This window comes from Streptomyces mesophilus (assembly GCF_011044995.1).
Lineage (GTDB): Bacteria > Actinomycetota > Actinomycetes > Streptomycetales > Streptomycetaceae > Streptomyces > Streptomyces mesophilus.
The window spans coordinates 1-24,329 of record NZ_JAAKZW010000123.1 but is presented as its reverse complement, the minus strand read 5'-3'; the positions used below and the strand labels follow the sequence as shown (position 1 = coordinate 24,329).

At 70.9% G+C, this 24,329-nt stretch carries 19 protein-coding genes; 11 read left to right on the top strand and 8 right to left on the bottom strand.

The annotated features are described in order from the left end of the window. The 5 genes from G6045_RS25150 to G6045_RS25130 form a co-directional block, all read left to right on the top strand. Positions 1-1,340: sensor histidine kinase (locus G6045_RS25150; protein ID WP_328707889.1), on the top strand; the 1,340-nt coding region annotated here is incomplete at its 5' end. A gap of 121 nt (positions 1,341-1,461) precedes the next feature. Then, entirely contained in the window at positions 1,462-2,106 is a 645-nt protein-coding gene (locus G6045_RS25145) for a LuxR C-terminal-related transcriptional regulator (RefSeq protein ID WP_165334365.1), read from the top strand. Positions 2,107-2,203: 97 nt separating this feature from the next. Continuing rightward, the gene (locus G6045_RS25140) at positions 2,204-2,998 is read left to right on the top strand and encodes a maleylpyruvate isomerase family mycothiol-dependent enzyme (RefSeq protein WP_165334364.1); all 795 of its coding nucleotides are present in this window, start codon (positions 2,204-2,206) and stop codon (positions 2,996-2,998) included. Between the two features lie 22 nt (positions 2,999-3,020). Further along, entirely contained in the window at positions 3,021-3,785 is a 765-nt protein-coding gene (locus G6045_RS25135) for a crotonase/enoyl-CoA hydratase family protein (RefSeq protein ID WP_165334363.1), read from the top strand. Positions 3,786-3,830: 45 nt separating this feature from the next. Beyond that, the gene (locus tag G6045_RS25130) at positions 3,831-4,553 is read left to right on the top strand and encodes a hypothetical protein (RefSeq protein WP_165334362.1); all 723 of its coding nucleotides are present in this window, start codon (positions 3,831-3,833) and stop codon (positions 4,551-4,553) included. Between the two features lie 47 nt (positions 4,554-4,600). On the opposite strand, the gene G6045_RS25125 is transcribed toward G6045_RS25130, so the two are convergent. The 3 genes from G6045_RS25125 to G6045_RS25115 form a co-directional block, all read right to left on the bottom strand. Beyond that, entirely contained in the window at positions 4,601-4,972 is a 372-nt protein-coding gene (locus G6045_RS25125; protein ID WP_165334361.1) for a hypothetical protein, read from the bottom strand. A 64-nt stretch (positions 4,973-5,036) separates the two neighbouring features. Continuing rightward, positions 5,037-5,786, bottom strand: coding sequence for a sulfite exporter TauE/SafE family protein (locus tag G6045_RS25120; RefSeq protein WP_165334360.1), 750 nt, complete (start codon positions 5,784-5,786; stop codon positions 5,037-5,039). 79 nt (positions 5,787-5,865) lie between these two features. Continuing rightward, entirely contained in the window at positions 5,866-8,151 is a 2,286-nt protein-coding gene (locus G6045_RS25115) for an ATP-binding protein (RefSeq protein ID WP_165334359.1), read from the bottom strand. Positions 8,152-8,632: 481 nt separating this feature from the next. Between G6045_RS25115 and G6045_RS25110 the strand changes: the two genes are divergently transcribed. From G6045_RS25110 to fusA, 6 genes are all read left to right on the top strand, one after another. Then, entirely contained in the window at positions 8,633-9,643 is a 1,011-nt protein-coding gene (locus tag G6045_RS25110) for an SPFH domain-containing protein (RefSeq protein ID WP_165334358.1), read from the top strand. Beyond that, positions 9,643-10,533, top strand: a complete 891-nt coding sequence (locus G6045_RS25105) for an NAD(+)/NADH kinase (RefSeq protein ID WP_165334357.1) — start codon at positions 9,643-9,645, stop codon at positions 10,531-10,533. Before G6045_RS25110 ends, G6045_RS25105 begins: the two co-directional genes overlap by 1 nt. A gap of 187 nt (positions 10,534-10,720) precedes the next feature. After that, positions 10,721-12,778, top strand: coding sequence for a phosphocholine-specific phospholipase C (locus tag G6045_RS25100; RefSeq protein ID WP_165334356.1), 2,058 nt, complete (start codon positions 10,721-10,723; stop codon positions 12,776-12,778). A 298-nt stretch (positions 12,779-13,076) separates the two neighbouring features. Then, positions 13,077-14,186 (top strand): mechanosensitive ion channel family protein, encoded by a 1,110-nt coding sequence (locus G6045_RS25095; protein WP_165334355.1) that lies wholly within the window; start codon positions 13,077-13,079, stop codon positions 14,184-14,186. A 129-nt stretch (positions 14,187-14,315) separates the two neighbouring features. Continuing rightward, complete coding sequence (locus tag G6045_RS25090) at positions 14,316-14,957, top strand: prolipoprotein diacylglyceryl transferase (protein ID WP_165334354.1); 642 nt, start codon at positions 14,316-14,318, stop codon at positions 14,955-14,957. Positions 14,958-15,323: 366 nt separating this feature from the next. Beyond that, complete coding sequence (fusA, locus tag G6045_RS25085) at positions 15,324-17,315, top strand: elongation factor G (protein WP_165334353.1); 1,992 nt, start codon at positions 15,324-15,326, stop codon at positions 17,313-17,315. 70 nt (positions 17,316-17,385) lie between these two features. On the opposite strand, the gene G6045_RS25080 is transcribed toward fusA, so the two are convergent. The 5 genes from G6045_RS25080 to G6045_RS25060 all read right to left on the bottom strand — a co-directional run. Next, positions 17,386-19,029 (bottom strand): thiamine pyrophosphate-binding protein, encoded by a 1,644-nt coding sequence (locus tag G6045_RS25080; protein WP_165334352.1) that lies wholly within the window; start codon positions 19,027-19,029, stop codon positions 17,386-17,388. Beyond that, positions 19,026-19,838 (bottom strand): cyclase family protein, encoded by an 813-nt coding sequence (locus G6045_RS25075; RefSeq protein WP_165334351.1) that lies wholly within the window; start codon positions 19,836-19,838, stop codon positions 19,026-19,028. The genes G6045_RS25080 and G6045_RS25075 overlap by 4 nt, the downstream gene beginning before the upstream one ends. 58 nt (positions 19,839-19,896) lie before the next feature. Further along, a complete protein-coding gene (locus G6045_RS25070; RefSeq protein ID WP_165334350.1) occupies positions 19,897-21,075 on the bottom strand; it encodes a fumarylacetoacetate hydrolase family protein in 1,179 nt (392 codons plus the stop codon). Between the two features lie 61 nt (positions 21,076-21,136). Next, complete coding sequence (locus G6045_RS25065) at positions 21,137-22,879, bottom strand: IlvD/Edd family dehydratase (protein WP_165334349.1); 1,743 nt, start codon at positions 22,877-22,879, stop codon at positions 21,137-21,139. A gap of 53 nt (positions 22,880-22,932) precedes the next feature. Beyond that, positions 22,933-24,329 (bottom strand): Nramp family divalent metal transporter (locus G6045_RS25060; protein WP_165334348.1); only part of this gene is annotated, 1,397 nt, incomplete at its 5' end.

The window sequence follows — 24,329 nt, the reverse complement described above, 5'->3', positions numbered from 1 at the left end:
CCGGTTCCCTGTCCACCGCCTCCCCCTCGCCCGCCGGGCTGCTCGCCCAGGTGCTGCGGGCCCCGCTGAGCCGCCGGGCCTGGCGCGAGGCGGCGTACCTCCTGGTCACCGGCCTCATCGGTTTCGTCGGCGCCGTGCTCCTGCTCGTGCTCCTCGCCCTCGGCTTCGGGTTCGTCCTCTCCCTGCTCGGCGCCCTGCTCGGCCTTGTCCTGACCGTCGCCGCACTCGGTCTGGCCCGCGCGCTCGGCCGGATCCAGCGGCGCCTGGCCGCCGCACTCCTGGGCGAACGGATCCCCGCGCCCCGGTCTCCCGCCGGGCGGGCGGATCTCGGCCTGTTCGCGCGGCTCGACGCACGGCTGCGGGACGTGACCGGCTGGCGGCACGTGGCCTACGTACTGGCGAAGCTGCCGCTGTCGCTGATCGGCCTGTACGCGGTGCAGTGGTGGGTGATCGGACTGATCAACCTGACCGCGCCCGTGCGCTGGGCCCTGTTCGGCCAGGGCGACGGCGGCGGCATGCTCCTCATGACACCGCTGCCCGCGGGTGGCAGCCCCACCGTGCACGACTTCGCGGGCACGCTGATCGGCCTCCCCATGGGCCTCGTCAGCTTGCTGATCGCGCCCTGGTTCACCCGGCTCGTCGTGCTCGCCGACCGCCGGCTGATGCGGGCCCTGCTCGGGCCGGGCTCGCTCGCCCAGCGCGTACGCGATCTGGAGGAGACCCGCGCGCTCGCCGTGGACGATTCGGTGGCGCTCCTGCGTCGCGTCGAGCGTGATCTGCACGACGGTGCCCAGGTGCGCCTGGTCGCCCTGGCGCTCGGACTCGACATGGTGAAGACCAAGCTCGCCGACCCGTCCACGCTCGATCTCGACGCCGTACGGCGGCTCGTGGACGGCGCGCACCTCAACGCGACCGAGGCCCTGACCGAACTGCGCGATCTCGCTCGCGGCATCCATCCGCCGGTCCTCGACGAGGGACTGGCGCACGCCTTGGAGACCCTGGCCGCACGCTCCACCGTGCCCGTGCAGCTCACCGTGGACGTGCCCGAACGCCCGTCGCCCGCGATCGAGTCCATCGCGTACTTCTGCACGGCCGAGCTGCTCACCAATGTGATCAAGCACAGCGGCGCGACCCGGGCGACGGTCTCCGCCGCGACGCGGACGGACGGCACCCTGCGGCTGCGGATCGGCGACGACGGCCGCGGCGGCGCCGAGGCCGGTGTGGGCAGCGGGCTCACCGGGCTGCAGCAGCGGGTGCGCACGGTGGACGGCACGTTGGAGATCCACAGCCCGGGGGGCGGCCCGACCATGGTCACGGTCGATCTGCCCCCGCGGGCGTGAGTGGTGTGGTGGACGTGCGTCACGTAGAGCACATAAGACACGTAAGCGGCGTAAGCGGCAGGGGTGCTGCATACCGGGGTTCCAGGCGCTCCTATTCGTCGCGCCTGGCAGCATGGGCCGCATGCGTGTAGTGATCGCCGAAGACGCCGCCGTGCTGCGGGAACTCCTGGTCCAGATGCTCGAGGACCGCGGCTACGAGGTGTCCGCGGCCGTGCCCGACGCCGGCGCCCTGCGCGCGGCCGTCGCCCAGCACCGGCCCGACGTCGCGATCGTCGACATCCGGATGCCGCCCACCCATACCGACGAGGGACTGCGCGCGGCGATCGCGCTGCGCGGCGAACACCCGGACACCGGCGTGCTGTTGTTCTCGCAGTACGTGGAGACCAAGTACGCCACCGAGCTGCTCGCGGGCGGTTCGGCGGGCGTCGGGTATCTGCTCAAGGACCGGGTGGCGAACATCGCGGAGTTCACCGCCGCGCTCGACCGGGTCGCGGCCGGCGGCACCGCGCTCGACCCCGAGGTGGTCACCCAGCTCGCCGGGGCCAGCCGCCGCACCGACGACCTCGCGACGCTCACCGCCCGCGAGCGCGAGGTGCTCGGGCTGATGGCCGAGGGGCGTTCCAACGCGGCGATCGCGGCCGCGCTGCATGTCTCCGCGGGCACGGTCGAGAAGCATGTGGCCAGCCTCTTCGGCAAGTTGGGCCTGCCGGGCTCCCAGGACATGAACCGGCGGGTCCTCGCGGTGCTGCGCTTCCTGCGCGATTAGCCTCACGGGGCGCTCAGCTCCACGGGTGCGCGAAGAGCCCCAGGGTTCGCGATCAGCTCCACGGATCACGGTGAGCCGCGCGGGCTACGGTGAGCTCATGACGCGATCTGTCCACGAGCTCTACGCCGCCCGGATCACCGATCAGACCCGCCAGTTGGCCGCCGCCGTGGACGGCGCGGACGCCGCAACCCCCGTGCCGGGCCTCGGCGACTGGACCCTGGCGCATCTCCTGCGGCATGTCGGTGGAGCCCACCGCTGGGCCGAGACGGTGATCCGCACCCGGGCCACCGCGCCGGTCTCCGACGACCAGGTCGACGAGGTCACCCCCGACAAGGACGACGACCTTCCCGGCCTGGCCGCCTGGCTGCTCGACGGGGCCGAGCAGTTCGCGGCCACCTTGCGCTCCACCCCCGAGGACACCCCGGTGTGGACGGTGGCGCCCAGCGGCAGGCCGGAGTTCTGGGCCCGCCGTATGACGTACGAGACGGCTCTGCACCGCTTCGACGCGACCGCCGCGGTCGGCGGCACGTACACGCTGGACGCCGAGACGGCGGCCGACGGCATCGAGGAGTGGCTCGGCTTCAGCACACTCCCCCAGGCGTACTCCTCCCCCGAGGATCAGCAGGCGCTGATCGCCCCGGACCGCACCCTCCATCTGCACGGCACCGACGCACCGTCCGGGGCGGGCGAGTGGCTGATCGACCTCTCCACCACGCCGATGGGTTGGAGCCATGGCCACCACAAGGCGACCACGGCCGTACGCGGACCGCTCCCCGCGCTCCTGCTCGCGCTGTACGAACGCCGCGCGCCGGACGGCGGGCTCGAAGTCTTCGGTGACGAGGCCCTGTTCACGACCTGGGTGCACGCCGCCGGGGACTGGCTGCGCCGCTGACCGGCACGGCACACTGCACGCCATGACCGTACGCATCGAACACACCGGCCCCGTCACCACCGTCGTCCTCGCCCGCCCCGAGGCACGCAACGCCGTCGACGGGCCGACGGCCGCGCTGCTCGCCGAGGCGTTCCGCGCCTTCGAGGCCGATGAGTCGGCGCGCGTGGCCGTGCTGTGGGGCGAGGGCGGCACCTTCTGTGCGGGGGCGGACCTCAAGGCGATCGGTACGGAGCGCGGCAACCAGGTCACCGAGGACGGGGACGGTCCGATGGGGCCGACCAGGATGCGTCTGTCGAAGCCGGTGATCGCGGCGGTCGCCGGTCATGCGGTGGCCGGCGGCCTGGAACTGGCGCTCTGGTGCGATCTGCGGATCGCCGAGGAGGATGCCGTGTTCGGGGTGTTCTGCCGCCGCTGGGGCGTCCCGCTGATCGACGGCGGCACGGTGCGGCTGCCGCGGATCGTCGGCACGGGCCGCGCCATGGACATGATCCTCACCGGCCGTCCGGTGCCCGCGGCCGAGGCGTACGCGATGGGCCTCGCCAACCGCGTGGTGCCGACGGGCAGTTCACGCGCGGCAGCCGAGCAACTGGCCGCCGAACTCGCCGCGTTCCCCCAGGCCTGCCTGCGCGGCGACCGCGCCTCCGTCCTGGACCAGGAGGGCCACGACGAACGCGCCGCCCTCGCCGGTGAGTTCCGCCACGGACTCGGCGCACTCGCCGAAAGCCTGGAAGGAGCGGCCCGGTTCACGGCGGGAGCTGGCCGGCATGGGTCGTTCGGGGACCGGTGATTCTCCCCTTACGGCAGCAGCCGCACGGCCCGGCATGATGGGCCCGTGACGAACAGCGCAGACCTCCACCCCACCCGGATACCGGGATACGACGGCGGCCTTCACACACATCAGCCGCAGCTTCTGGACGAGCCGCTGTTCTGGCTGGGCCATCTCACCTCGTGCGCCGACAGCGAGGGGGCCGCGGAACTCCTCTACGGCGCCGACTACGACGCGACCGAGGAGTTCGGGCGTCGGCTGTGGGAACGGGCCGAGTGGCCCACGTTCACCGTGCCGCTTGCCGCTGATCACCGTCTCCATGTGGTCTACCGGACGTTCAAGGACGAGGCCGGCGTCGACTACCTGCTGCACCACCCCGGCTGGGACAGGGCCGAGCTCCTCGCCCAGGACGACGGACACTTCATGGGGCCGGGTCTGTCATGGCCCGAACTCGTCACGGCCGCCTTCAGCGCGATGCCCGGCGGCAGCACCGACGATCCGCACGCCCGGCTGCTGCTCCTGCTGCCCGCGCTCGGTGACGACGACATACCCGACGACGCGGTCCACCGTCTGGCAGCAGCGCTCGAGCATCTGACCGCCGTGGAGGACCCGGAGGCTCTGGCCGAGCTGCTCCTGGACAGCCAAGGGGCCCCGGGCCCGGCCACCTGGACCACCGGCGCCTACGGCTTCGCCGTCAACGACGGCCCCCACTCCTACCGCAACCCCGCCAACCGCTTCGCTCTGCCGCCCGATCGCATGGCCCGGGTCGCCACCGCGCTGGCGCCTTGACGAAGAGTGGTGCTCGCCCTGATGTCCTGCGCCTGGCCGGTCAAGCCCTACGGCAGCAGCACCCAGTCCCCCAGCAGCGCCCCCACAAGTCCCGCGCCCAGCAGGTACGTTCCCAGGCGCGTGCGGCCCCGGCGGCTGAGTTCGATGACCAGGCCGCACAGGACGAGGAGCAGTCCGTAGACGCCGACGACCAGGACGGATGAGCGGCTGGCGAGGCGGATCGCGAGGACCACGGCGACCAGGACCATCAGCGCGGAGGCCGCGGCGATCCGCAGCCGGCGCGCCTGGCGCGGTGTCATGCCCCGGCGGTCACCCGTTGCCGGTGCGACGGTCGCGGTCCCCGGTTCCGCGGTCTCCGGTTCCGCTGTCTCGGTCGCTGATTCCTCGGCGGTGACGGCCTCTTGATCGGATGCGCTCATGGCCAAGGATCGTAATCGGTGCCCCGTACGGCCCGGACCCCGCTCCCCGTAACGCGCGCACACGTCATCGCACGAGCAACTGAATTCCGCCCAGAACGGTCGCCCCGATCACCAGGCGCTCGAAAAGCAGTTGGTCGATCCGGTCCACGCACTTGCGCCCCAGCCACGCGCCGGGCACCACGAACAGCACAAGGGCCGCGTCAAGGAGCAGCGACTGCCAGTCGATCAGGCCGAGGCCCACACTGAAGGGGACCTTGGAGGTGTTCACAATCAGGAAGAACCATGCGGACGTTCCCAGGAAGCCCAGCTTCTGGAATCCGCTGGAGATCAGATACAGCGACATCACCGGACCGCCGGCATTGGCGACCATCGTCGTGAACCCGCCGAGCACCCCGTACGAAGGCGCCTTCCAGCGCCCGGCGCCGCCGGCCGCGTCCTCTTCCTGACGTGCCGCGACCCGCCGCCGCCAGACGGTCACCGCGGCCATCAGCAGCAAAATCGCCCCGATCGATGTGCGCACCCCGGTGTCGTCCGCCCACATAAGGAACACCGTGCCGAACAGGACCCCGGCGCCGACCGCCGGGAACAGCCGCCACAGCGTGGGCCAGTGGGCATGACGGCGATAGGTGAGGACGGCGAGGATGTCCCCGGCGATCAGGATCGGGAGCAGCACCCCGGTGGATTCCCGCGCGGGAAGAACGGCCGCGAATACGGCCAGACTGATCGTATTCGCCCCGCTGACGGCTGTTTTGGAGAACCCGACCAGCGCGGCAGCGAGCGCGAGGGCGACAAATCCCCAGAGCGATATGTCCATACGGGATGGATGCTACGTGAAACAAACTCCCGTACGCGCCGCGCCCTCAATTCCCGGGTAGAGCCACCCATACCGGCCGTCAGCCGTCCAATTCCCCCAGCCGCCCGGCGATCTCACCACGCGCCGGAACCCCCAACTTCGCCAGAATTCGCTCCAGATGGGCATCAACCGTGCGTTTGGAAATGACGAGCCGCTCCGCGATCTCGCGATTCGACAGCCCTTCGGAGGCGAGCAGCGCCACTTCGTGTTCGCGCCGGGTGAGGTCATGGGACTGCGCACGCGGCGCCGGGATCAGCTGCTTCTGCTCCTGACCGGTGGCGAGCGCGACGACCTGCTCCAGCGGCCGCGCGGCCCCGTCCGCCCTGAGCTCGGCGCACCGATGCTCGCCCAGCGCGTCCTGCGCGGCACGGACGGCCCTCTGGTGGAACTCCTCCATCAGCGAGGTGCCGCCAAGGCGCGCACCGGCGCCGGCCCACAGCGGATCCGCGGCGCCGAGCAGCCAGACGGCCTCCTCGTGCCGGCCGTCGTGACCGGCCAGCCAGGCGAGGAGTTCCAGGCAGTACGCCAGCCCCACGCCGTCGCCCAGCTCATGCTTGATCTGCATCCCGGTGGTACCCGAAACGCGACTTTGCTCGTACTCGCCGCGGCGGAAGCGGGCCATGCCGATCACCATGTGCAGATAGCCGCGCACCCAGCCCTCGGTGGAACCCTCGCCCAGCCGTCTGAGCCCGCGCTCGCAGACTTCGAGCGCGGCATCGAGCTGACCGCTCAGATGCCGCATGTAGCCGATCTGCGTCTCCAGGGTCACGAGGCCGACCACGTCCCCGGCCTCCTCGAGGATCCGGTGGGCCTCGTCCGCGGCCTCGGCCGCCTCCTCATGCCGCTCCATGAAGGTGAGGGACAGATTGAGGTAGACCCGGCCGCGCCCAGCGACCACCGGATCGTCCAGCTCGTCGGCGATCCGCACGCACTCCTGGGCCTCTTCCAGCGCCTTCGGATCGGCCTGGAACGCGCCGAGATACGCGCTCTGCGCAAGCGCCCAGGCCCGTTCCCGTACGGGGCCGGGGAAGCGGTCCGTGATCTTCGCGTACCAGTAGCGGCCCTCGGTGTGCAGACCGGCGATATGCCAGTACGGCCACAGGGCGCCGGCCAGCGCGGCCGCCTCGTGATCCTTGCCGGGCGCCGCGAGCGCGTACTCGATCGCGAGGCGGATGTCGGCGTGCTGTTCGCGCAGTGCGTGGTAGCGCTGGATCTGGTCGTCGGCGAGGAAGTTGCGGTCGAAGTCCTCGGCGAGCTTCAGATAGCGGGCGTAGTGCCGTTCCTGCATCTGCGCCTGCTCGCCGCGCACGACGAGATGTTCGGCCCCGTACTCACGCAGGGTGTCGAGCATCCGGTAGCGCGAGCCGTCCACACCCTCGCGCTGCACCACCGACTTGTCGACGAGTCCGACGAGCGCCTCGAGGATCTCCTCGCGCGGCAGCTCACCGCCCGCGCAGACCTCCTCGATGGCGGCGATGTCGAAGCTGCCCGCGAACACAGAGAGCCGTGACCACAGCAACTGCTCCTGCCCGGTGCACAGTTCATGGCTCCACTCGATGGCGGTACGCAGCGTCTGATGCCGCGGCAGTGCGGTGCGCCGACCGCCCGTGAGGAGCCGGAAGCGGTCCTCGAGGCGGGCCACCAGCTGTTCGAGGGGCAGCACCCGCAGCCGTACGGTGGCCAGTTCGATGGCGAGGGGCATGCCGTCGAGACGGCGGCACAGGGCGACCACGTCGGCGCGGTTGCCGTCGTGCACCTCGAAGGCCGGATCGACCGCCTTGGCCCGCTGGGCGAACAGGTCGACGGCGTCGCCGCCCGTGGTGCGCACCGGCAACGGCGCTATCTGGCAGATGTGTTCACCGGGCACGTCGAGCGGCTGCCGGCTGGTGGCGAGCACGGAGACGCCCGTGGTCTCGTGCAGCACGATGTCGGAGAGCATCGCGCAGGCGTCGACGAGATGCTCGCAGGTGTCCAGGATCAACAGCAGCTTGCGCTCGCGCAGATGGTCGAGGACGGCGTCGAGCGGCGGCCGGCTGTCCCCTTCGGGCAGTCCCAGACAGCCGGCCACGGTGTGCGGCAGCAGCTCGGGGTCGCGCAGCTCGGACAACTCGACCAGACAGACCCCGTGTTCATAGCGGCCCGCGACCCGCGCGGCGGCGCGCAGCGCGATGCGGGTCTTGCCCACACCCCCGGGGCCCGTCACCGTCACCATGCGGGCCTGCCGCAACGCCTCGTCGACACGGGTCAGTTCCCTGCCCCGCCCGACGAACCCGGTCACCTCCACCGGCAGTTCCCCCGGCCTGCGGCGGACAAGAGCCAAAGTCATTCCCATCCTCACTGCCTTCGACGGGCGCGGCGTGTTCGCCTCCGCTTCCCGCCGTCGACGATACGCTCCGGCCGCCCCGCCGTCCTCGGTATACCTAGGACCGCCCGCGGAGAAGTTCGGTATACGCATCAACCCCGCGGCCGCTGTCGGATGCGGCCGTCACCAGGCAAAGTGAGGCCAGTACTGCACACGCGGGAATCGTGCGCGTACAGCACGACCTCGGTCGGCTGGCTTGTCGGTGAGCCAGCCGGCCGAAGCGCCCGCCCGGGCGCCTTCCGCGCTCCCCCTCCGCCCCGGCCCCAGGGTCGTGGGCATGCGGGGCGCCCGGGGTCGGGGTGTCGCCCTCCCCCCTTCTTCCGCTGGTCCCCTTCGCCCTTACGAGGGTCGTCAACGCCTGCCCGGACACCACCAGTTGATGTGGTCACCTTGACACTAAAGCCGTCACGCGCGATTATCGTCTCAGTGACACTAAGGGGGGTCCATGGCCGACATCACCCGGCGCTTCGGTCTGCGCCATCTGCGTTCCGCGCCCACCGCGCACATCCGCCATCTCCGCGCGGGCAAGGTCGTGCACGACGGTCCCGGGCTGAGCTTCTGGTACCGCTCGCTCAGCGCCGCGCTCTCCGAAGTGCCCGTGGACGACCGCGAGTTGGCGATGAGCTTCCATGCCCGCACCGCCGATTTCCAGGACGTGTCGACCCAGGCGACGGTGACGTACCGGATCAGCGACCCGGTCACGGCGGCGGCCCGTATCGACTTCTCCGTCGACCCCGACACGGGCGCATGGCGCGGCGCGCCCCTGGAACAGCTGGCGACGCTGCTCACGGAGACGGCGCAGCAGCACGCCCTCGACGTCCTGGCCCGTACTCCCCTGGCCGCCGCGCTCGTCGACGGCGTCGCGGCGGTGCGCGAGCGGATCGCCGCCGGGCTTGCGGCCGAACCGCGCCTGCCCGCCACCGGGATCGAGGTCGTGGCGGTACGGGTGGTGGCGATCCGGCCCGAGGCCGAAGTGGAGCGCGCGCTGCGCACTCCGGCGCGCGAGCTGATCCAGCAGGAGGCCGACCGCGCCACGTACGAACGGCGCGCGGTGGCCGTGGAACGCGAGCGGGCGATCGCCGAGAACGAGCTCGCGAGCCAGATCGAACTGGCCCGGCGCGAGGAGCAGTTGGTCGACCAGCGCGGCACCAACGCGCGGCGCGAGGCCGAGACCAAGGCCGCGGCGGACGGTGTACGTACCGAGGCGGAGGCCATCCGCAAGGTGCGCATCGCCAAGGCCGAGGCGGAGGCCGCGCGCGAGGTCGGCCAGGCACGGGCGCAGGCGCAGTCCGCCTGGCTCGAGGTGCACGGCCGTACGGACCCGGCGGTACTGCACGCGCTCGCGGCCACCCGCGTGGCCGAGAATCTGCCGCGCATCGAGAGCCTCACCCTGTCCCCGGACGTGGTGACGGGACTGCTCGCCAAACTGGGTTCCTCGGCCTCCGGTGAGCGCTGATGGCGCTCGCGCCGCGTGCGGTGCTCGTGCATCGCACCACGGAGTACGCCGAGTTGCTCGCCCGGCACGGCACGCACGGCCAGGCCGCGTTCTTCCTGGCCTCACGGGGGCGCTCCGTCGACGAGATCGCGGCGCGCCATCACCGTACGACCGCGGCACTCGCCGAAGTCGCCGCCGCGGTCCCGCTCACCTGGCGGCAGAGCCGGGTGGAGCGGGCCGATCTGGACCGGTTCCTGTTCGGCCCCGAGGACGTGGTCGTGGTGGTCGGGCAGGACGGCCTGGTGGCGAACACCGCGAAGTATCTGTCCGGACAGCCGGTGGTCGGGATCGACACCGACCCCGGCCGCAACCCGGGCGTCCTGGTGCGCCACAGGGTGTCCGACGCGGCGAAGCTGCTCGCGTCGGCCCTGCGCAAAGGCGCGGGCGGCGAGGAGTTGACCATGGTGGAGGCCGTGGCCGACGACACCCAGCGGCTGCTCGCGCTCAACGAGATCTATCTGGGCCCGCCCGGCCACCAGACGGCCCGCTACCGGATCGGCAGCGGCGAGTCCGCGGAGGCGCAGGCCTCCTCGGGGGTGCTCGTCGGTACGGGCACGGGGGCCACCGGCTGGCTGCGGTCGCTGTGGCAGGAGCGGGACAGCGCGCTGCGGCTGCCCTCGCCGGACGAACGACGGCTGCTCTGGTTCGTACGCGAGGCCTGGCCCTCGCCCGCCACCGGCACCTCCCTCGTCTCCGGTGAACTGCACGGTGGGGCACGCCTGGAGCTCACGGTGGAGTCGGACCGCCTTGTGGCGTTCGGCGACGGGATGGAGCAGGACGCGGTGGAGCTGGTGTGGGGGCAGACGGTGCGGGTAGGGGTGTCCGCTACCGCATTGCGGCTCCTGGGGTGATCCGTATTGCGGCCACTGGGCTGATCCGTCCAGGTCAGCGAATGAAACGGAACACCTCGTTCGAGTGCAGCTGTTGGACATTCGTACGACATTCTTTCACTTCTGCACCACGCGCCCTTTCCCTGCCCGGGGTCTCTTGGAACACTCCACCGACCTGTCCCCACAAGCCCCTGAGGTCCCCACACCCATGGCTGAACTGAATCGCCGGCGCTTCCTCAAGATCGCCGGTGCGAGCGCGGGTCTCACCTCGCTCTCGCAGAGCATCGCCCGGGCCGCCGCGCTGCCCGCGGCCCGCGCCGCCGGCACCATCGAGGACGTCGAGCACATCGTCGTCCTGATGCAGGAGAACCGTTCCTTCGACCACTACTTCGGCACCCTGAAGGGCGTCCGCGGCTTCGGCGACCCGCGCCCCGTGACGCTGCCGAGCGGCAAGCCGGTCTGGCACCAGGCGCAGAGCAACAAGGAGACGCTGCCGTTCCATCCGCAGGTCGAGGACCTCGGGATGCAGTTCATCGCGGGTCTCGACCACGACTGGGCGGGCGGCCACCGGGCCTTCAACAACGGCAAGTACGACGGGTGGATCCCGGCCAAGACCGAGCGGGCGATGGCCTATCTGGAACGGACGGACATGCCCTTCCACTACGCGCTCGCGGACGCCTTCACCGTGTGCGACGCGTACCACTGCTCGTTCATCGGGGCGACCGACCCCAACCGCTACTACATGCTCACGGGCTACGTCGGCAACGACGGCACGGGTGGCGGCCCGGTGCTCGGCAACCAGGAGCTCGGCTACGGCTGGACGACGTACGCCGAGCGTCTGGAGCAGGCCGGGGTCTCCTGGAAGGTGTACCAGGACATCGGCGACGGCCTGGACGCGGCCGGGCACTGGGGCTGGATCAGCGACGCGTTCCGCGGCAACTACGGCGACAACTCGCTGCTGTACTTCAACACCTTCCGTAACGCCAAGCCGGGCGACGCCCTCTACGAGAAGGCCCGCACCGGTACGAACGTCAAGGCGGGCGACGGGTACTTCGACGTCCTGCGCGCCGATGTCGCGGCCGACCGGATGCCGAAGGTCTCCTGGATCGCCGCGCCCGAGGCCTTCAGCGAACACCCGGACTTCCCCGTCAACTACGGCGCCTGGTACATCTCCCAGGTCCTGGACGCGCTCACCTCGAACCCGGCGGTCTGGGCGAAGACCGCGCTGTTCATCACGTACGACGAGAACGACGGCTATTTCGACCATGTCGTCCCGCCGTACGTCCCCTCGTCCGCCGATCAGGGCAAGTCGACGGTCGAGACGGCCTCGGACTACTTCAACGGCAACGCCTCCTACGCCGCGGGCCATTACGGCATGGGCCAGCGCGTGCCGATGATCGTGGTCTCGCCGTGGAGCACCGGCGGCTACGTCAACTCCCAGGTGTTCGACCACACCTCGATCATCCGGTTCATGGAGCAGCGCTTCGGGGTGCGGGAGCCGAACATCTCGCCCTGGCGCCGTACCGTCGCGGGCGATCTGACCTCGGCGTTCGACTTCGGGCGCGCTGTGACCACACCCGCCGAACTCCCGGACACCTCGGGCTTCGAGCCGCCGAACCACGACGAGCCGGCCGGTCTGCTGCCCAAGCCGCCGGCGAAGGGAGCCCTGCCCAAGCAGGAGCGCGGTGCACGGCCGGCCCGCCCGCTGCCGTACGAACCGTTCGTGGACAGCGCGGTGGATGCGGCCGGCGGCAAGATCTCCCTCACTTTCGGTGCGGGTGCCGGCGCGGGCATCTGCTTCCACGTCCGCTCCGACAACCGCACGGACGGGCCCTGGACCTACACGGCGGCCTCGGGCTCGTCCGTCTCCGACGCCTGGAACTCCTCGTATTCGGGCGGTGCGCACGATCTGACGGTCTTCGGTCCGAACGGTTTCCTGCGCCGTTTCAAGAGCCCCGGCAAGACGGCGGGTCCGGAGGTCAGGGCCCGGCACGACAAGGCGAGCGGCAATCTGCTCCTGACGCTGAGCAACTCGACGTCGGCCGCCGTCACCCTCACGGTCACCAACGCCTACGGCGGCGCGGCCCAGTCCGTGCCCGTCGCGGCGGGCGCGACGGTCCAGCGCACGGTCGATCTCGCGGCGACCAAGCGCTGGTACGACGTGAGCATCGTCTCCTCCGCCGACACCGGCTATCTGCGGCGGCTCGCGGGCCATGTCGAGACCGGCGCGGCGGGCGTCAGCGATCCCGCCATCGCCACGGTCTGACCTGATCGCCGCAGTCCGACCTGCGGTTTCACGCCGGATTCCGCGTCGCGTACGGCGCTTCGCGGGATCCGGCCGTGAACTGGCCGAGCGGCGGCGGCCGTTGGCACGATCCCGGGGGCCGGTGCCGGAACGCCGGGTTCATGCGGCAGGATGGCGCCTTGTTTCGGAACGCGCCCGCCTGTTCGGCAGCGGGCGTCACGCTCCTTATCGACCGAGCAGGTGACCTACAAGTGACGACGTCTCATATACGGCCCGACCGGGGCGTTCCGGGTTCACTCCGAGGGGTGGAGGTGGCCCGGTGAGGACCGATGTCACCTTGAACGACTGGGTGGTCGCGGGCATCGCCCTCGCCGCCGGTATCGCCGCAGGCCTGCTGCTGCGCCTCACGCTGCGCTGGCTGGGCAAGCACGCCAAGCGCACCCGCTGGAGCGGCGACGACGTCCTCGTGGACGCGCTGCGCTACCTCCTCCCCTGGGCCGCGACCATCGCGGGCGCGGCGATCGGGGCGATGGCACTGCCGCTCACCGATCGCGTACGGGGGATCGTCAACCAGTCCCTCACGGCCGCGCTGATCCTGTTCGCGACGCTCACCGCGACCCGGGTGATCGCCGCCCTCATCAAGGCGTTCACGCAGGCCAAGACCGGCGTCGCGGGCTCGGCCACCATCTTCGTGAACATCTCGCGCGTCGTGGTGATCGCGATGGGTGTGCTCGTGGTGCTGCAGACCATGGGTGTCTCGGTCGCGCCCCTGATCACCGCGCTGGGCGTCGGCGGTCTCGCGGTGGCTCTCGCCTTGCAGGACACGCTCGCCAACCTGTTCGCGGGTGTCCACATCCTCGCCTCGAAGACCATCCAGCCGGGCGACTACATCCGGCTGTCCAGCGGCGAAGAGGGCTATGTCGTCGACATCAACTGGCGCAACACGGTGGTCCGCAACCTCAGCAACAACCTCGTGATCATCCCGAACGCCCAGCTGTCCTCGACCAACATGACCAACTACACCCGGCCCGAGCAGGAGCTGACGATCCTGGTGCAGGCCGGGGTGTCCTACGACAGTGATCTTGAACACGTCGAGCGGGTCACCATGGAGGTCGTGGACGAGGTGATGACCGAGGTCGAGGGCGGTGTCCACGAGCACGAGGCGCTGGTGCGCTTCCACACGTTCGGGGACTCGCGGATCAACTTCACGGTGATCCTCGGGGTGGGCGAGTTCAGCGACCAGTTCCGGATCAAGCACGAGTTCATCAAGCGGCTGCACAGCCGCTTCCAGGCGGAGGGCATCCGGATACCCGCCCCGGCGCGTACGGTCGCGCTGCACCCCAGCGGCCTGTCCGCCTCGGCGGTGCTGCCGCATCAGCGCGAGGCGTCCCCGGAGCTGCCCGCCATGCGGACGCCTGGTCAGCTCTGATCACATGCTCCTGGTCAACTCTGACCGCATGAGACCCATCCGTGACTGCGCAGGCACAGCTTCGTCGGCCATACTGCGCACCGAGAACAGTGAGCGGCTAGTGGCGAGAGCTTCGCAGGAAAGGCAACCGTGGATCAGCGCATAGGACAGAAGGACGCTCCCCTGCACACGGCCGCCTCGATGGATCCCGGCTTCATTCCGGGGATCACTCCGGCCGGGCCGGCCGGGGACGCGGCGCGGGCGAAGGAGCACGAGGAGAGCGACGCGGTCGAGGAGTCGGTGGACTCCGACACGGCGGCTGCGGACGTCGAGGAGACGAAGGTCGAGGAGTCAGGCGTCGACACCGAGGTCGAAGCCCCGGACGAGGCGTCGGACGAGGCGGAGGCGGACGACGACTCCGAGAAGACCGCTGCGGACGACGACTCCGAGGCATCCGGCGAAGCCGGGGAGTCCGCCGAACCGGTGGATCTCGCGAAGTCCGGCAAGTCGGGTGACAGCCCCGTCTTCGAGGCCCGCGACCACCGCGGCGCCATCACGGTGGACGCCTCCGGCATCAGCTTCACCCTCGACGACCAGGCCACCGACTTCAGCTGGGACGAGGTCGTCGCGGTCGAGCAGTCCACGGCCCGCTTCGCCAAGCGCCTCACGGTGACGGTCCACACCAAGGGCAACCGCTGGTACCCCAACGAGGTCCAGGCCCCGGACCGCGCCACGCTCACCCGCTGGACGGGTGAACTCGACGACGCGCTGGACGCGTACTTCGAGGAGTAGGCCGTATGACGAGGAGGGGGTCGCCGATACCGGCGGCCCCCTTTTTCGCGCCGCAGTTAATTCAGGTGCCCCGCCCCGCCCGCGTCCCTACACTCACCTGTGATCGCCACGGAATCCCGTGCCGGTACAGCGACTTCACAGGGAGGAGACAGTCATGCGTGACCGCACCGCGTGCTCTGTCTCCCCGTACGGGTTCGAGGTCCTTCTCCTGTCTTCGTCCCTCCGGTGCCGGCTGCGCGGCCCGCACCGGACTCCGTGACACGGCTCTGACCATCCTCACCTGCACACTTCGCGTGTGCCCGGGGTCCGCCGCGTCACGGTGAATCGCGCCGATCTCTTCCGGACTCTTCCGAAAGGCCCTCGGCCATGCGTATCCGCCTCAACCCCAACCCCCTTGCCACCGTGCGCAATCTGGGCATCCTCGCCCATGTCGACGCGGGCAAGACCACCGTCACCGAACGGATGCTGTTCCTGACCGGCGCCGTCCACAAGCGCGGCGAGGTGCACGACGGCACCACCGTCACGGACTTCGACTCGCAGGAGCGCGACCGCGGCATCACCATTTTCGCCGCGGCCGTCAGCTGCGACTGGGACGGACATCGCGTCAACCTGATCGACACCCCCGGGCATGTCGACTTCGCCGACGAGGTGGAGCGCTCCCTGCGGGTGCTCGACGGGGCGATCGCGGTGTTCGACGCGGTCGCCGGCGTGGAGCCGCAGAGCGAGTCCGTGTGGCGGCAGGCGGACCGGCACGGCGTGCCGAGGATTGCGTTCGTCAACAAGCTGGACCGTGCGGGCGCCGATCTCGACGCGGCCGTCGAGTCGATCCGTACCCGTCTGGGCGCGGTACCGCTCGTGGTGCAGCTGCCGATCGGACGCGAGGACTCCTTCACGGGCGTCGTGGACCTGGTCGGTCACCGGGCCTTGACGTGGAGCGATGAGCTCTGCACGGAAGGCCCCGTGCCCGATGCGCTGAGCGCCGAGGTGCTGCGCCGTCGCCGCCTGCTCGAGGAGACGGTGGCCGAGCTGCACGCGGGCGCACTGGAGGAGTTCTGTGTGGCCGGTGCGCTGACGGAGGCGACGCTGCGCACCGCGCTGCGGGAGATCACCACCGCCGGTGACGGTGTGGTCGTGCTCTGCGGCGCGGCCTACCGCAACCGCGGCATCGAGCCGCTGCTCGACGCGGTGGTGGCGTATCTGCCCTCGCCGCTCGACGTGGCGACCGCGGACACCGGGGACCCTGGGGCACCGTTCGCGGGCCTGGTGTTCAAGGTGCAGTCGACCACGACCGGCCGCAGGACCTTCCTGCGGCTGTACTCGGGAACGCTACGGAAGGGGGACACCGTGCTCGACGCCGTCACCGGCCGCAGCGAACGCGTCGGCCGCATCCTGCGCGTCCAGGCCGACCGGCATACGGACGTCGAGACCGCCGTCGCGGGCGACATCGTCGCGCTCGTCGGGCTCAAGTCCGCGCGCGCCGGTACGACCCTGTGCGCGCCCGGGACGCCCGTGGTGTTCGAGCCGCCGACGGTGGCCGAACCGGTGGTCTCGGTGGCCGTGGAGGCGGTGCGCCGGGCGGACACCGGCCGGCTCGCGGCGGCGCTCCAGCGCCTCGTCGAGGAGGATCCGTCGCTCGGTGTGCGGACCGACCCGGAGACGGGTCAGACCGTGCTGTCCGGGATGGGCGAACTGCATCTGGAGGTGGCGGTGGAGAAGCTGCGCCGCGACCAGTCCCTGGAGGTCGGGGTCGGCCGTCCGCGGGTGACGTACCGGGAGACCGTTGCCGAAGGGGTCGGCGGTTTCACGTACCGGCATGTCAAACAGGACGGCGGCGCGGGCCAGTTCGCGCAGGTCGTGCTCGATGTGCGGCCGTCGGAGCAGGAGTTCGCGTTCGGCTCCACGGTCGTGGGCGGCCGGGTGCCGCAGGAGTACGTGCGGGCCGTCGAGGCCGGCTGCCGTGACGCCCTCGCCGAAGGGCCGCTCGGCGGGCACCGGGTGACAGGCCTGTCCGTCACGCTCACCGACGGGGCGACCCACTCCAAGGACTCCTCGGAGATGGCGTTCCGTACGGCGGGCCGGCTCGCCCTGCGCGAGGCGCTGCGGTCCTGCCGTATGACCCTGCTCGAACCGGTCGTCGAGGTCACGGTGACCGTGCCCGAGGAGTCGGTCGGCAGCGTCCTCGGCGATCTGGCCGCGCGCCGCGGCAAGGTCTCCGGTTCGACGACCCGCTCCGGTACGGCGATCGTCACGGCGACCGTGCCGCTGGCCGAACTCTTCGGCTATGCGACCCGGTTGCGCAGTCGCACGCAGGGCCGTGGCGCGTTCACGGCCCGCCCGGTGGGCTACGCGCCGGCGTGAACGGCAAGGCCCCGCATCCTCCGCGGAGGGTGCGGGGCCGAACCCGTCGTCCCCGCACGGAACCCGTCGCTCAGTGCCCGCGGAACGCCTCCTCCAGCCACCAAGCCGCCTGGTCCCGCAGGATCTTGGCGTCGATGAGCAGCGGGGCGCTGCGCGGTCCGGCCACCCAGTCCCGTACCGCCTTGAGATCCTCGACCGTGCGTACGGTCACCGCTTCGAAGCCGTACCCGCGGGCGATCGCGGCGATGGAGGCGGGCGGGAACTCCACCGTGTCCAAGGGGTGTCCGTCCGGTCCGAAGTGGTGCACCTCGGCCCCGTAGGCGTCGTCGTTGTAGACGACCACCACCATGGGCAGGCCGAGCCGGCGGACCGTGTCGAGTTCGGCGGCGCTCATCATCAGGCCGCCGTCCCCGACCGCGGCCACCGGGAGCCGGTCCGGCAGGGCCAGCGCGGCGCCGATGGCGGTGGCGAGGCCGAGCCCGATGGACTGGAAGCCCTGGGTGAAGCACAGGCCCTGCTCGTCCGGTACGGACAGATACATCGTGGGGTAGCCCATGAAGTTGCCCGAGTCGACGCCGATCACCCGTTCCGGAGGAAGGATCTCGTCCAGGGCGATCGACAGGGTGCGCGGGTCGATGCGGTCGCGCGTCCCGCCGTCCACGTACGGCACGTCCCGCCAGCCGGGCCGGGCGGCGAGCGCGAAGGCGGCCGTCGCGGTCCGGTAGCCCTCCCGGTCCTCGGCCGCCGCGAGCACGCGCCGCGCCACGAGCGCCACGTCCCCGGTGACGCCGAGGTGTACGGGCCGGTGGGCGCCGAGCGCCGCGGGGTCGTCGTCCACCTGCACCACGGTGGTCTCGGCGCCGATGAGCCGGCCGTGCCGTGTGGTCCACATGGTCAGCGCACAGCCCCAGCCCACGATCACATCGGCGTCCGCGATCAACTCGGCGGCCAGGGGCGTGGCGAAGCCGCCCGCGACATCCAGCGACCACGGATTGCCGCGGAACAGGCCCCGCGCCACCGCCGAGGTGGCGAGCAGCGCGCCGCACCGTTCGGCCAGCTCCTCGAGCGCCGCGCGGCCCGGGGCGCCGCGTGCCCCGCGTCCGGCGATGAACACCGGCCGCTGCGCGTGGGCGAGGATCTCGGCGAGCGCTGCGACCTCGACATCGGCCGGCTCCACGGGCGTACGGGGCGGGGGCGGCCCGACGGCGGCCAGGGCTCGCTCGGCGTCGGGAACCTCCTGCGCCTGTACGTCGAGCGGAAGGTTGAGCACGACGGTGCAGCGCTCCTGTGCGGCCAGCCGCACGGCTGCGGTGGTCTGCGCGACGGCGGTGGCCGCCGAGGTGACGCGGGTACTTCGGGCCCCGACCGCGCGACCCAACGCCTCTTGGTCCACATGGAAGTTGGAATGCCGCTGCGTGGCTTCCGGCGCAAGGACCACCAGGGGCGTACGGCTCTTGGCCGCCTCCGCGATCCCGGTCAGCGCGTTGGTCAGACCGCACCCCTGATGCACGCTGAGGGCCGCCACCGTGCCCGATGTCCGGGCGTACGCATCGGCCATGGTCGCGGCCCCGCCCTCGTGCCGGGTCGCGACGAAGCGCGCGCCCGCCGCCACCATCGCGTTGGTGACATGGAAGTTCCCCGAGCCGACGACCCCGAAGACCTGCCCGACCCCGGACGCGGCCAGCGCCCGTCCGACGGCTTCGGCGACCTTCACGGCGTACGTTCCACGAGGGCGAGCACCCGGGCGGGCGAGCCGGACCCCGACACGATCGGCAGCGGCCCCGCGATCAACACGGCTCCCGTGGGCGGGAGTTCGGCGAGCCGCTGCAGCTGGGTCAGACCGTACTTGCCGCTGCCCATGAGGTACGAGTGGCAGGGGAACTGCGGCTCGAAGGTGAAGGCCTGTCCGGCGTCCGTGCCCACCGTGTCCACGCCGAGCCCGATGACCGGTGACTCCTCGGCCACCCAGCGGGCGCAGTCGGCGGACAGGCCGGGCGTGTGCGGTCCGCGTTCGTCCGCGTTCAGGAACGCCTCCTGCTCCCCCGCCCGGCTGCCCCAGCCGGTGCGAAGCAGCAGCCAGCCGCCTTCGGGCAGCGGCCCGTGCCGGCCCTCCCAGGCCCGTATGTGCTCGACCTCGACCAGGAAGTCGGGGTCCTTGGCCGCCTCCTCGGTGAAGTCGAGCACCACCGCGGGAGCGACCAGCTGCTGCACCGGCACCGACGACACATCGCCGAGGTCCCGGCCGGTGACCCAGTGGTTGGGTGCGTCGAAGTGGGTTCCGGTGTGCTCGCCGGACCGGAAGTTGTTCCAGTACCAGGCGGGGCCCTTGGCGTCGTAGCGGCTGATCTCCTCCAGCTGGAAGGGCACGGTCTGCCCGAACTCCTCGGGCAGTTGCAGGATCGGTGTGGACGACGACAGGGGCGCGGTCAGATCCAGCACTTCGATGGAGCCGCCGCGCAGGGCGCTCACGAGGGCGGCGAGAACGGACGAGGATCCGGTGGGGGTGGAGCTCGGCTCGGTCATATGTGCATGGTCCGGGCGCCCCGATCCCGGGCACAAGACCCGTGCCGTCGCCGCCCGGTCACAGCACCCCACGCCCCGCCAGGTTCCGCATCAGCCGCCGTATCCCGTACTCCCAAGGCGGCGCCGCCTCGCTCGTCGTCACGGTGTTCACGAGTGAGCCGAGGCGCGGGCTCGAGATGCGCACCACGTCACCCTCGTGGTGCGTGAAGCCCTCTCCGGGCGCGTCCCTGTCCTGCGTGGGCGCGAACAACGTCCCCGTGAACAGGACGAATCCGTCCGGGTGTTGATGGTGGTCACCGTGCACGGACGCCACCAGCTCGAGTACGTCCCGGCTGATGCGCCGCATGGAGCTGCTGCCTTCGAGGACGAACCCGTCCGTGCCCGTGACGTCGAGGGCGACCTCGAGCTCGCGTACATCGTCGAGACCGAAGCCGCCGCCCCGCGCACCCGCGTCGTCGAACAGGCGCAGGAAGGGGCCCAGGGCGCAGGACGCGTTGTTGTCCTTGGCGCGCGGCAGGAGCAGGGCGCTGCGGCCCTCCACGTCGCGGAGGTTGACGTCGTTGCCTAGCAGCGCGCCGCGCACGCGCCCGCGCGAGTCGGCCGCGAGCACCACCTCGGGTTCGGGGTTGTTCCACACGGACGAGGCGAGCACGCCGATCCGCGCGCCGGTTCCGACGGCGGAGAGGACCGGTGCCTTGGTGAACACCTCGGGATCGGGTCCGATGCCGACCTCCAGGTACTGCGACCACAGGCCGTCGGCCTGCAGGATCTCCTTGGCCTTCGCGGCCTCGGGCGACCCGGGGCGCACCTCCGTCACCGGCCCCACGGAGGACACGAGGCGCTCCCGGGTGCGGGCCGCCAGGGTCGGGTCGCCGCCGGTGCGCTCCTCGATGACCCGTTCCATCAGGCTCTCGGCGAAGGTCACGCCCGCAGCCTTGATCACCTGAAGGTCCACGGGTGCGAGGAGATGCGGTACGTCGCGCCGACCGGACGCGGTCGCCGCCAGGACCTCGTCGAGGGGCCAGCGCCGGCCTCCTTGGGCGTCCCGTACGAGGCTGCCCGCGTCCTCGCGTTCGAGCAGGTCGGCGACGGTGGGGACGCGGGACGTGAGGTCGACGAGATGCGCGCCGCGGACGGCGGCCACGCACGGCCCGTCCCACTCGGGCTCGTGCACCCGGGCGACGAGCAGCGCGTCCTCGGGGTCGTCGGGCAGGACGGACTCGGGGGTGAGGTTCATCGGGTGCTCCAGGGGTCGGGCTGCTCGGCGTCCGTACACATGACGTGCCGTCCGTACACGTTCAGTGCGAGTCGCGCGGCACGGCGTGCCCGCGGCAGCCGCGCAGGAAGTCGAAGTCCGCGCCGCGGTCGGCCCCTTCGACGTGCTGCGTGTACAGCCAGGCGTACCCGCTGTCATGCCGGGGCGCGGGCGGCTCCCAGGCGGCGCGGCGGCGTTCCAGCTCGTCCGGTTCCACGTCCAGATGCAGCGCCCTCTTCGGCACGTCCAGAGTGATGAGATCTCCGCTCCGTACGAGGGCGAGCGGCCCGCCGACGGCCGCCTCCGGGGTGACGTGCAGCACGACCGTGCCGTAACCCGTGCCGCTCATCCGGCCATCGCAGATCCGCACCATGTCGGTGACGCCGGCCTTCAACAACTTGGTCGGCAGGGGCACGTTGGAGACCTCGGGCATCCCCGGGTAACCCTTGGGGCCGGCGTTGCGGATGACGAGGACGGTGTTCTCGTCCACCTCCAGGTCCGGGTCGTCGCACATCGCGTGGTACGCCTCCGGGGAGTCGAAGACGAGCGCGGTCCCGGTGTGGGTGAGCAGGTGGGGTGACGCGGCCGACTGCTTGATGACGGCGCCGTCCGGGCACAGGTTGCCGCGCAGCACCGCGGTACCGGAGCCGGCGGGCTGGAAGGGTGTGCCGATCGGAGTGATGACGTCGTCACCGATGCGTTCGGCGTCCGCCACGTTCTCGGCGAGGGCGCGCCCGGTGACGGTGAGCTGTTCGCCGTGCAGGAGCCCGGCGCGTATCAGCTCGTTGTGGACGGCGGGGAGTCCGCCCGCGTAGCAGAAGTCCTCCATGAGGTACGTGCCCGACGGCATCAGGTTCAGCAACGTCGGTACTTCGCGGCCCAGTTGGTCGAAGTCCTCGGCATCGAGTCGTACGCCGACCCGCCCGGCGATGGCCGTGAGGTGGATGATCGCGTTGGTCGAGCCGCCGATGGCGGCGTTGGTACGGATGGCGTTCTCGAAAGCCTCGCGCGTCAGGATCCGCGACGGGCGCAGTTCCTCCTCGACCATCTCGACGATGCGCCGGCCCGCCGCCTGCCCGGTCTCGTAACGCCGCATGTCGACCGCGGGCCAGGTCGCCGAACCGGGCAGCTGCATCCCGAGCGTCTCCGCCATGCACGCCATCGTGGAGGCGGTGCCCATCGTCATGCAGTGTCCGTTGGAGCGGGCCATACAGCCCTCCGCGAAGAAACACTCCTCCTCGGTCATCCGGCCCGCCTTGACCTCGGCCTCCATCTGCCACACGGCCGTGCCCGAACCGACGTCACGCCCCTGGAACTTGCCGTTGAGCATGGGCCCGCCGGTGACCATCAGCGCGGGCAGGTCGACGCTCGCGGCGCCCATCAGCATGGCCGGGGTCGTCTTGTCGCAGCCGGAGAGCAGCACCACGCCGTCGAGCGGGTTGGCGCGGATCAGCTCCTCGACCTCCATGGCCATGAGGTTGCGGTACAGCATGGCGGTGGGCCGCATCAGCGTCTCGCCCGTCGCCATGGTGGGGAACTCCAGGGGGAAGCCACCGGCCTGCCACACTCCGCGCTTCACGGCCTCGGCGACGCGGGTCAAGTGGGCGTTGCAGGGGGCGAGTTCGGAAGCCGATACGGCGATCCCGATGACGGGCCGGCCGTCGAAGACCTCGGGCCCGAAACCCTGATTGCGCATCCAGGACCGGTACAGCATCCCGCCGCGCCCCGCGGCCCCGAACCAGGACTGGCTGCGGCGGCCGGAGGGATGGGGTCGGACGTCGGTCATGCGGATCACTCCTTGTACGTACGGGGGTCTGACACCTGCGGGGGGGGTGTGGCTCAGCCGAAGAGGTTGTCGAGCTGCTGTCGCACCGTCAGGACGGACAGCACGCCGAACAGCAGCGCCGCCCACACCAGGGCGGCCACCCGATAGCCGCGCACCTTCAGCGGGTTGGGCAGCGCGGTGCGGTTCATGACCAGGAGCAGGATCGAGTAGACGAACATCATGAGGCCGGAGACACAGGCGGAGATCACGAGCAGGACGAGCGGCTGGTCGAACCCCGAGAGCAGGACCACCGCGCCGACGGCGACGAGTCCCCAGACGAGACGTGCGTAGATACGGGACTCCGTGAGCCGGGTGCCGCGCATATACGTGGACTTGAGCACGTCGGCGGTCATCCGGCTGGTGTAGTCGACGATGCCGGTCGCGGCGCTGAACAGGGAGAACGCACCGATCAGCCAGAAGAACACGCCGAACCAGTCGCCGACGCGCTCCTGCAGGACCTCGCCCTCCTTCTGGACGAAGCCCACGTTGTTCTCGAGCCCCTCGGTGCCGAAGAGCGTGGAGTGCGCCAGCATCGAGGACAGGACGATCGTGAGGATGGTGACCAGGGCGAAGGTGATGGCCTGCTCGAGGTTGGCGAACTTCCACCAGCGGCGCCAGCGGGCCAGGTTGGTCTCGTTCGTCTCGAAGACGTAGCCGACCCGCGAGGCGTCGGCCGCCTCCTCCTTGCCGGTGACCGGGCTCACCAGGCGCGGCACGTAGTGGCCCATGCCGAAGCCCTTGTCGCGGATCCAGTTGCTCTGCACGAGGTTCTGCCCGCCGCCCGCTCCGGCGTACGCGAGCGCCCCCATGAGCACGGCGACGCCCAGTTCGTGCGGGAACCTCGCGTCGGTGACGGCCGTCGGAAGGTCGCCCACGGTCGTGGCGGTGACGGCGAGCGCGAGCGCGAGGATGAAGAACCCGCCGATCAGCAGGATCTTCACGCCGAGCATCTTCTCGAGCGCGTTGTAGACGACGGGCGCGAGGGTGAGGATCAGGCCGATCACGACGAGCAGGCCGACCCCGATCCATGCGGGTTTGCCGCCGAAGACGTAACTCAGCATCGTCGCCGAGCTGATGGCCCAGCCGGGCCACAGGTTCGCCGCGTAGGTGAACACCACCATGACCAGGCCCCAGTGCCGCCAGTAGCGGTTGAAGCCGGTGACCGCGGTCTCACCGGTGGCGAGGGTGTACCGCTCGATCTCCATGTTGAGGAACCACTGCGTGATGACGCCGATCACCGCGCCCCACAGGAACACCAGGCCCGCCTGCGAGGCGATGTAGGGCCAGAGCACGAACTCGCCCGAGGACAGGCCGACTCCGGCCGCTACGATGCCGGGCCCGATGATGCGCCAGGTCTTGGCGGGCGGCGCGGGCAGCTCCCGCACCTCCGGGGCCGGCAACAGCTTGGTAC

Bases quoted from the DNA above. Each gene is read 5' to 3' on its own strand.
- G6045_RS25135 (WP_165334363.1), top strand. From the start codon at position 3,021: ATGACCGTACGCATCGAACACACCGGCCCCGTCACCACCGTCGTCCTC.
- G6045_RS25140 (WP_165334364.1), top strand. From the start codon at position 2,204: ATGACGCGATCTGTCCACGAGCTCTACGCCGCCCGGATCACCGATCAG.
- G6045_RS25110 (WP_165334358.1), top strand. From the start codon at position 8,633: ATGGCCGACATCACCCGGCGCTTCGGTCTGCGCCATCTGCGTTCCGCG.
- G6045_RS25100 (WP_165334356.1), top strand. From the start codon at position 10,721: ATGGCTGAACTGAATCGCCGGCGCTTCCTCAAGATCGCCGGTGCGAGC.
- G6045_RS25120 (WP_165334360.1), bottom strand. From the start codon at position 5,786: ATGGACATATCGCTCTGGGGATTTGTCGCCCTCGCGCTCGCTGCCGCG.
- G6045_RS25105 (WP_165334357.1), top strand. From the start codon at position 9,643: ATGGCGCTCGCGCCGCGTGCGGTGCTCGTGCATCGCACCACGGAGTAC.
- G6045_RS25115 (WP_165334359.1), bottom strand. From the start codon at position 8,151: ATGACTTTGGCTCTTGTCCGCCGCAGGCCGGGGGAACTGCCGGTGGAG.
- G6045_RS25070 (WP_165334350.1), bottom strand. From the start codon at position 21,075: ATGAACCTCACCCCCGAGTCCGTCCTGCCCGACGACCCCGAGGACGCG.
- G6045_RS25125 (WP_165334361.1), bottom strand. From the start codon at position 4,972: ATGAGCGCATCCGATCAAGAGGCCGTCACCGCCGAGGAATCAGCGACC.
- G6045_RS25075 (WP_165334351.1), bottom strand. From the start codon at position 19,838: ATGACCGAGCCGAGCTCCACCCCCACCGGATCCTCGTCCGTTCTCGCC.
- G6045_RS25145 (WP_165334365.1), top strand. From the start codon at position 1,462: ATGCGTGTAGTGATCGCCGAAGACGCCGCCGTGCTGCGGGAACTCCTG.
- G6045_RS25065 (WP_165334349.1), bottom strand. From the start codon at position 22,879: ATGACCGACGTCCGACCCCATCCCTCCGGCCGCCGCAGCCAGTCCTGG.
- fusA (WP_165334353.1), top strand. From the start codon at position 15,324: ATGCGTATCCGCCTCAACCCCAACCCCCTTGCCACCGTGCGCAATCTG.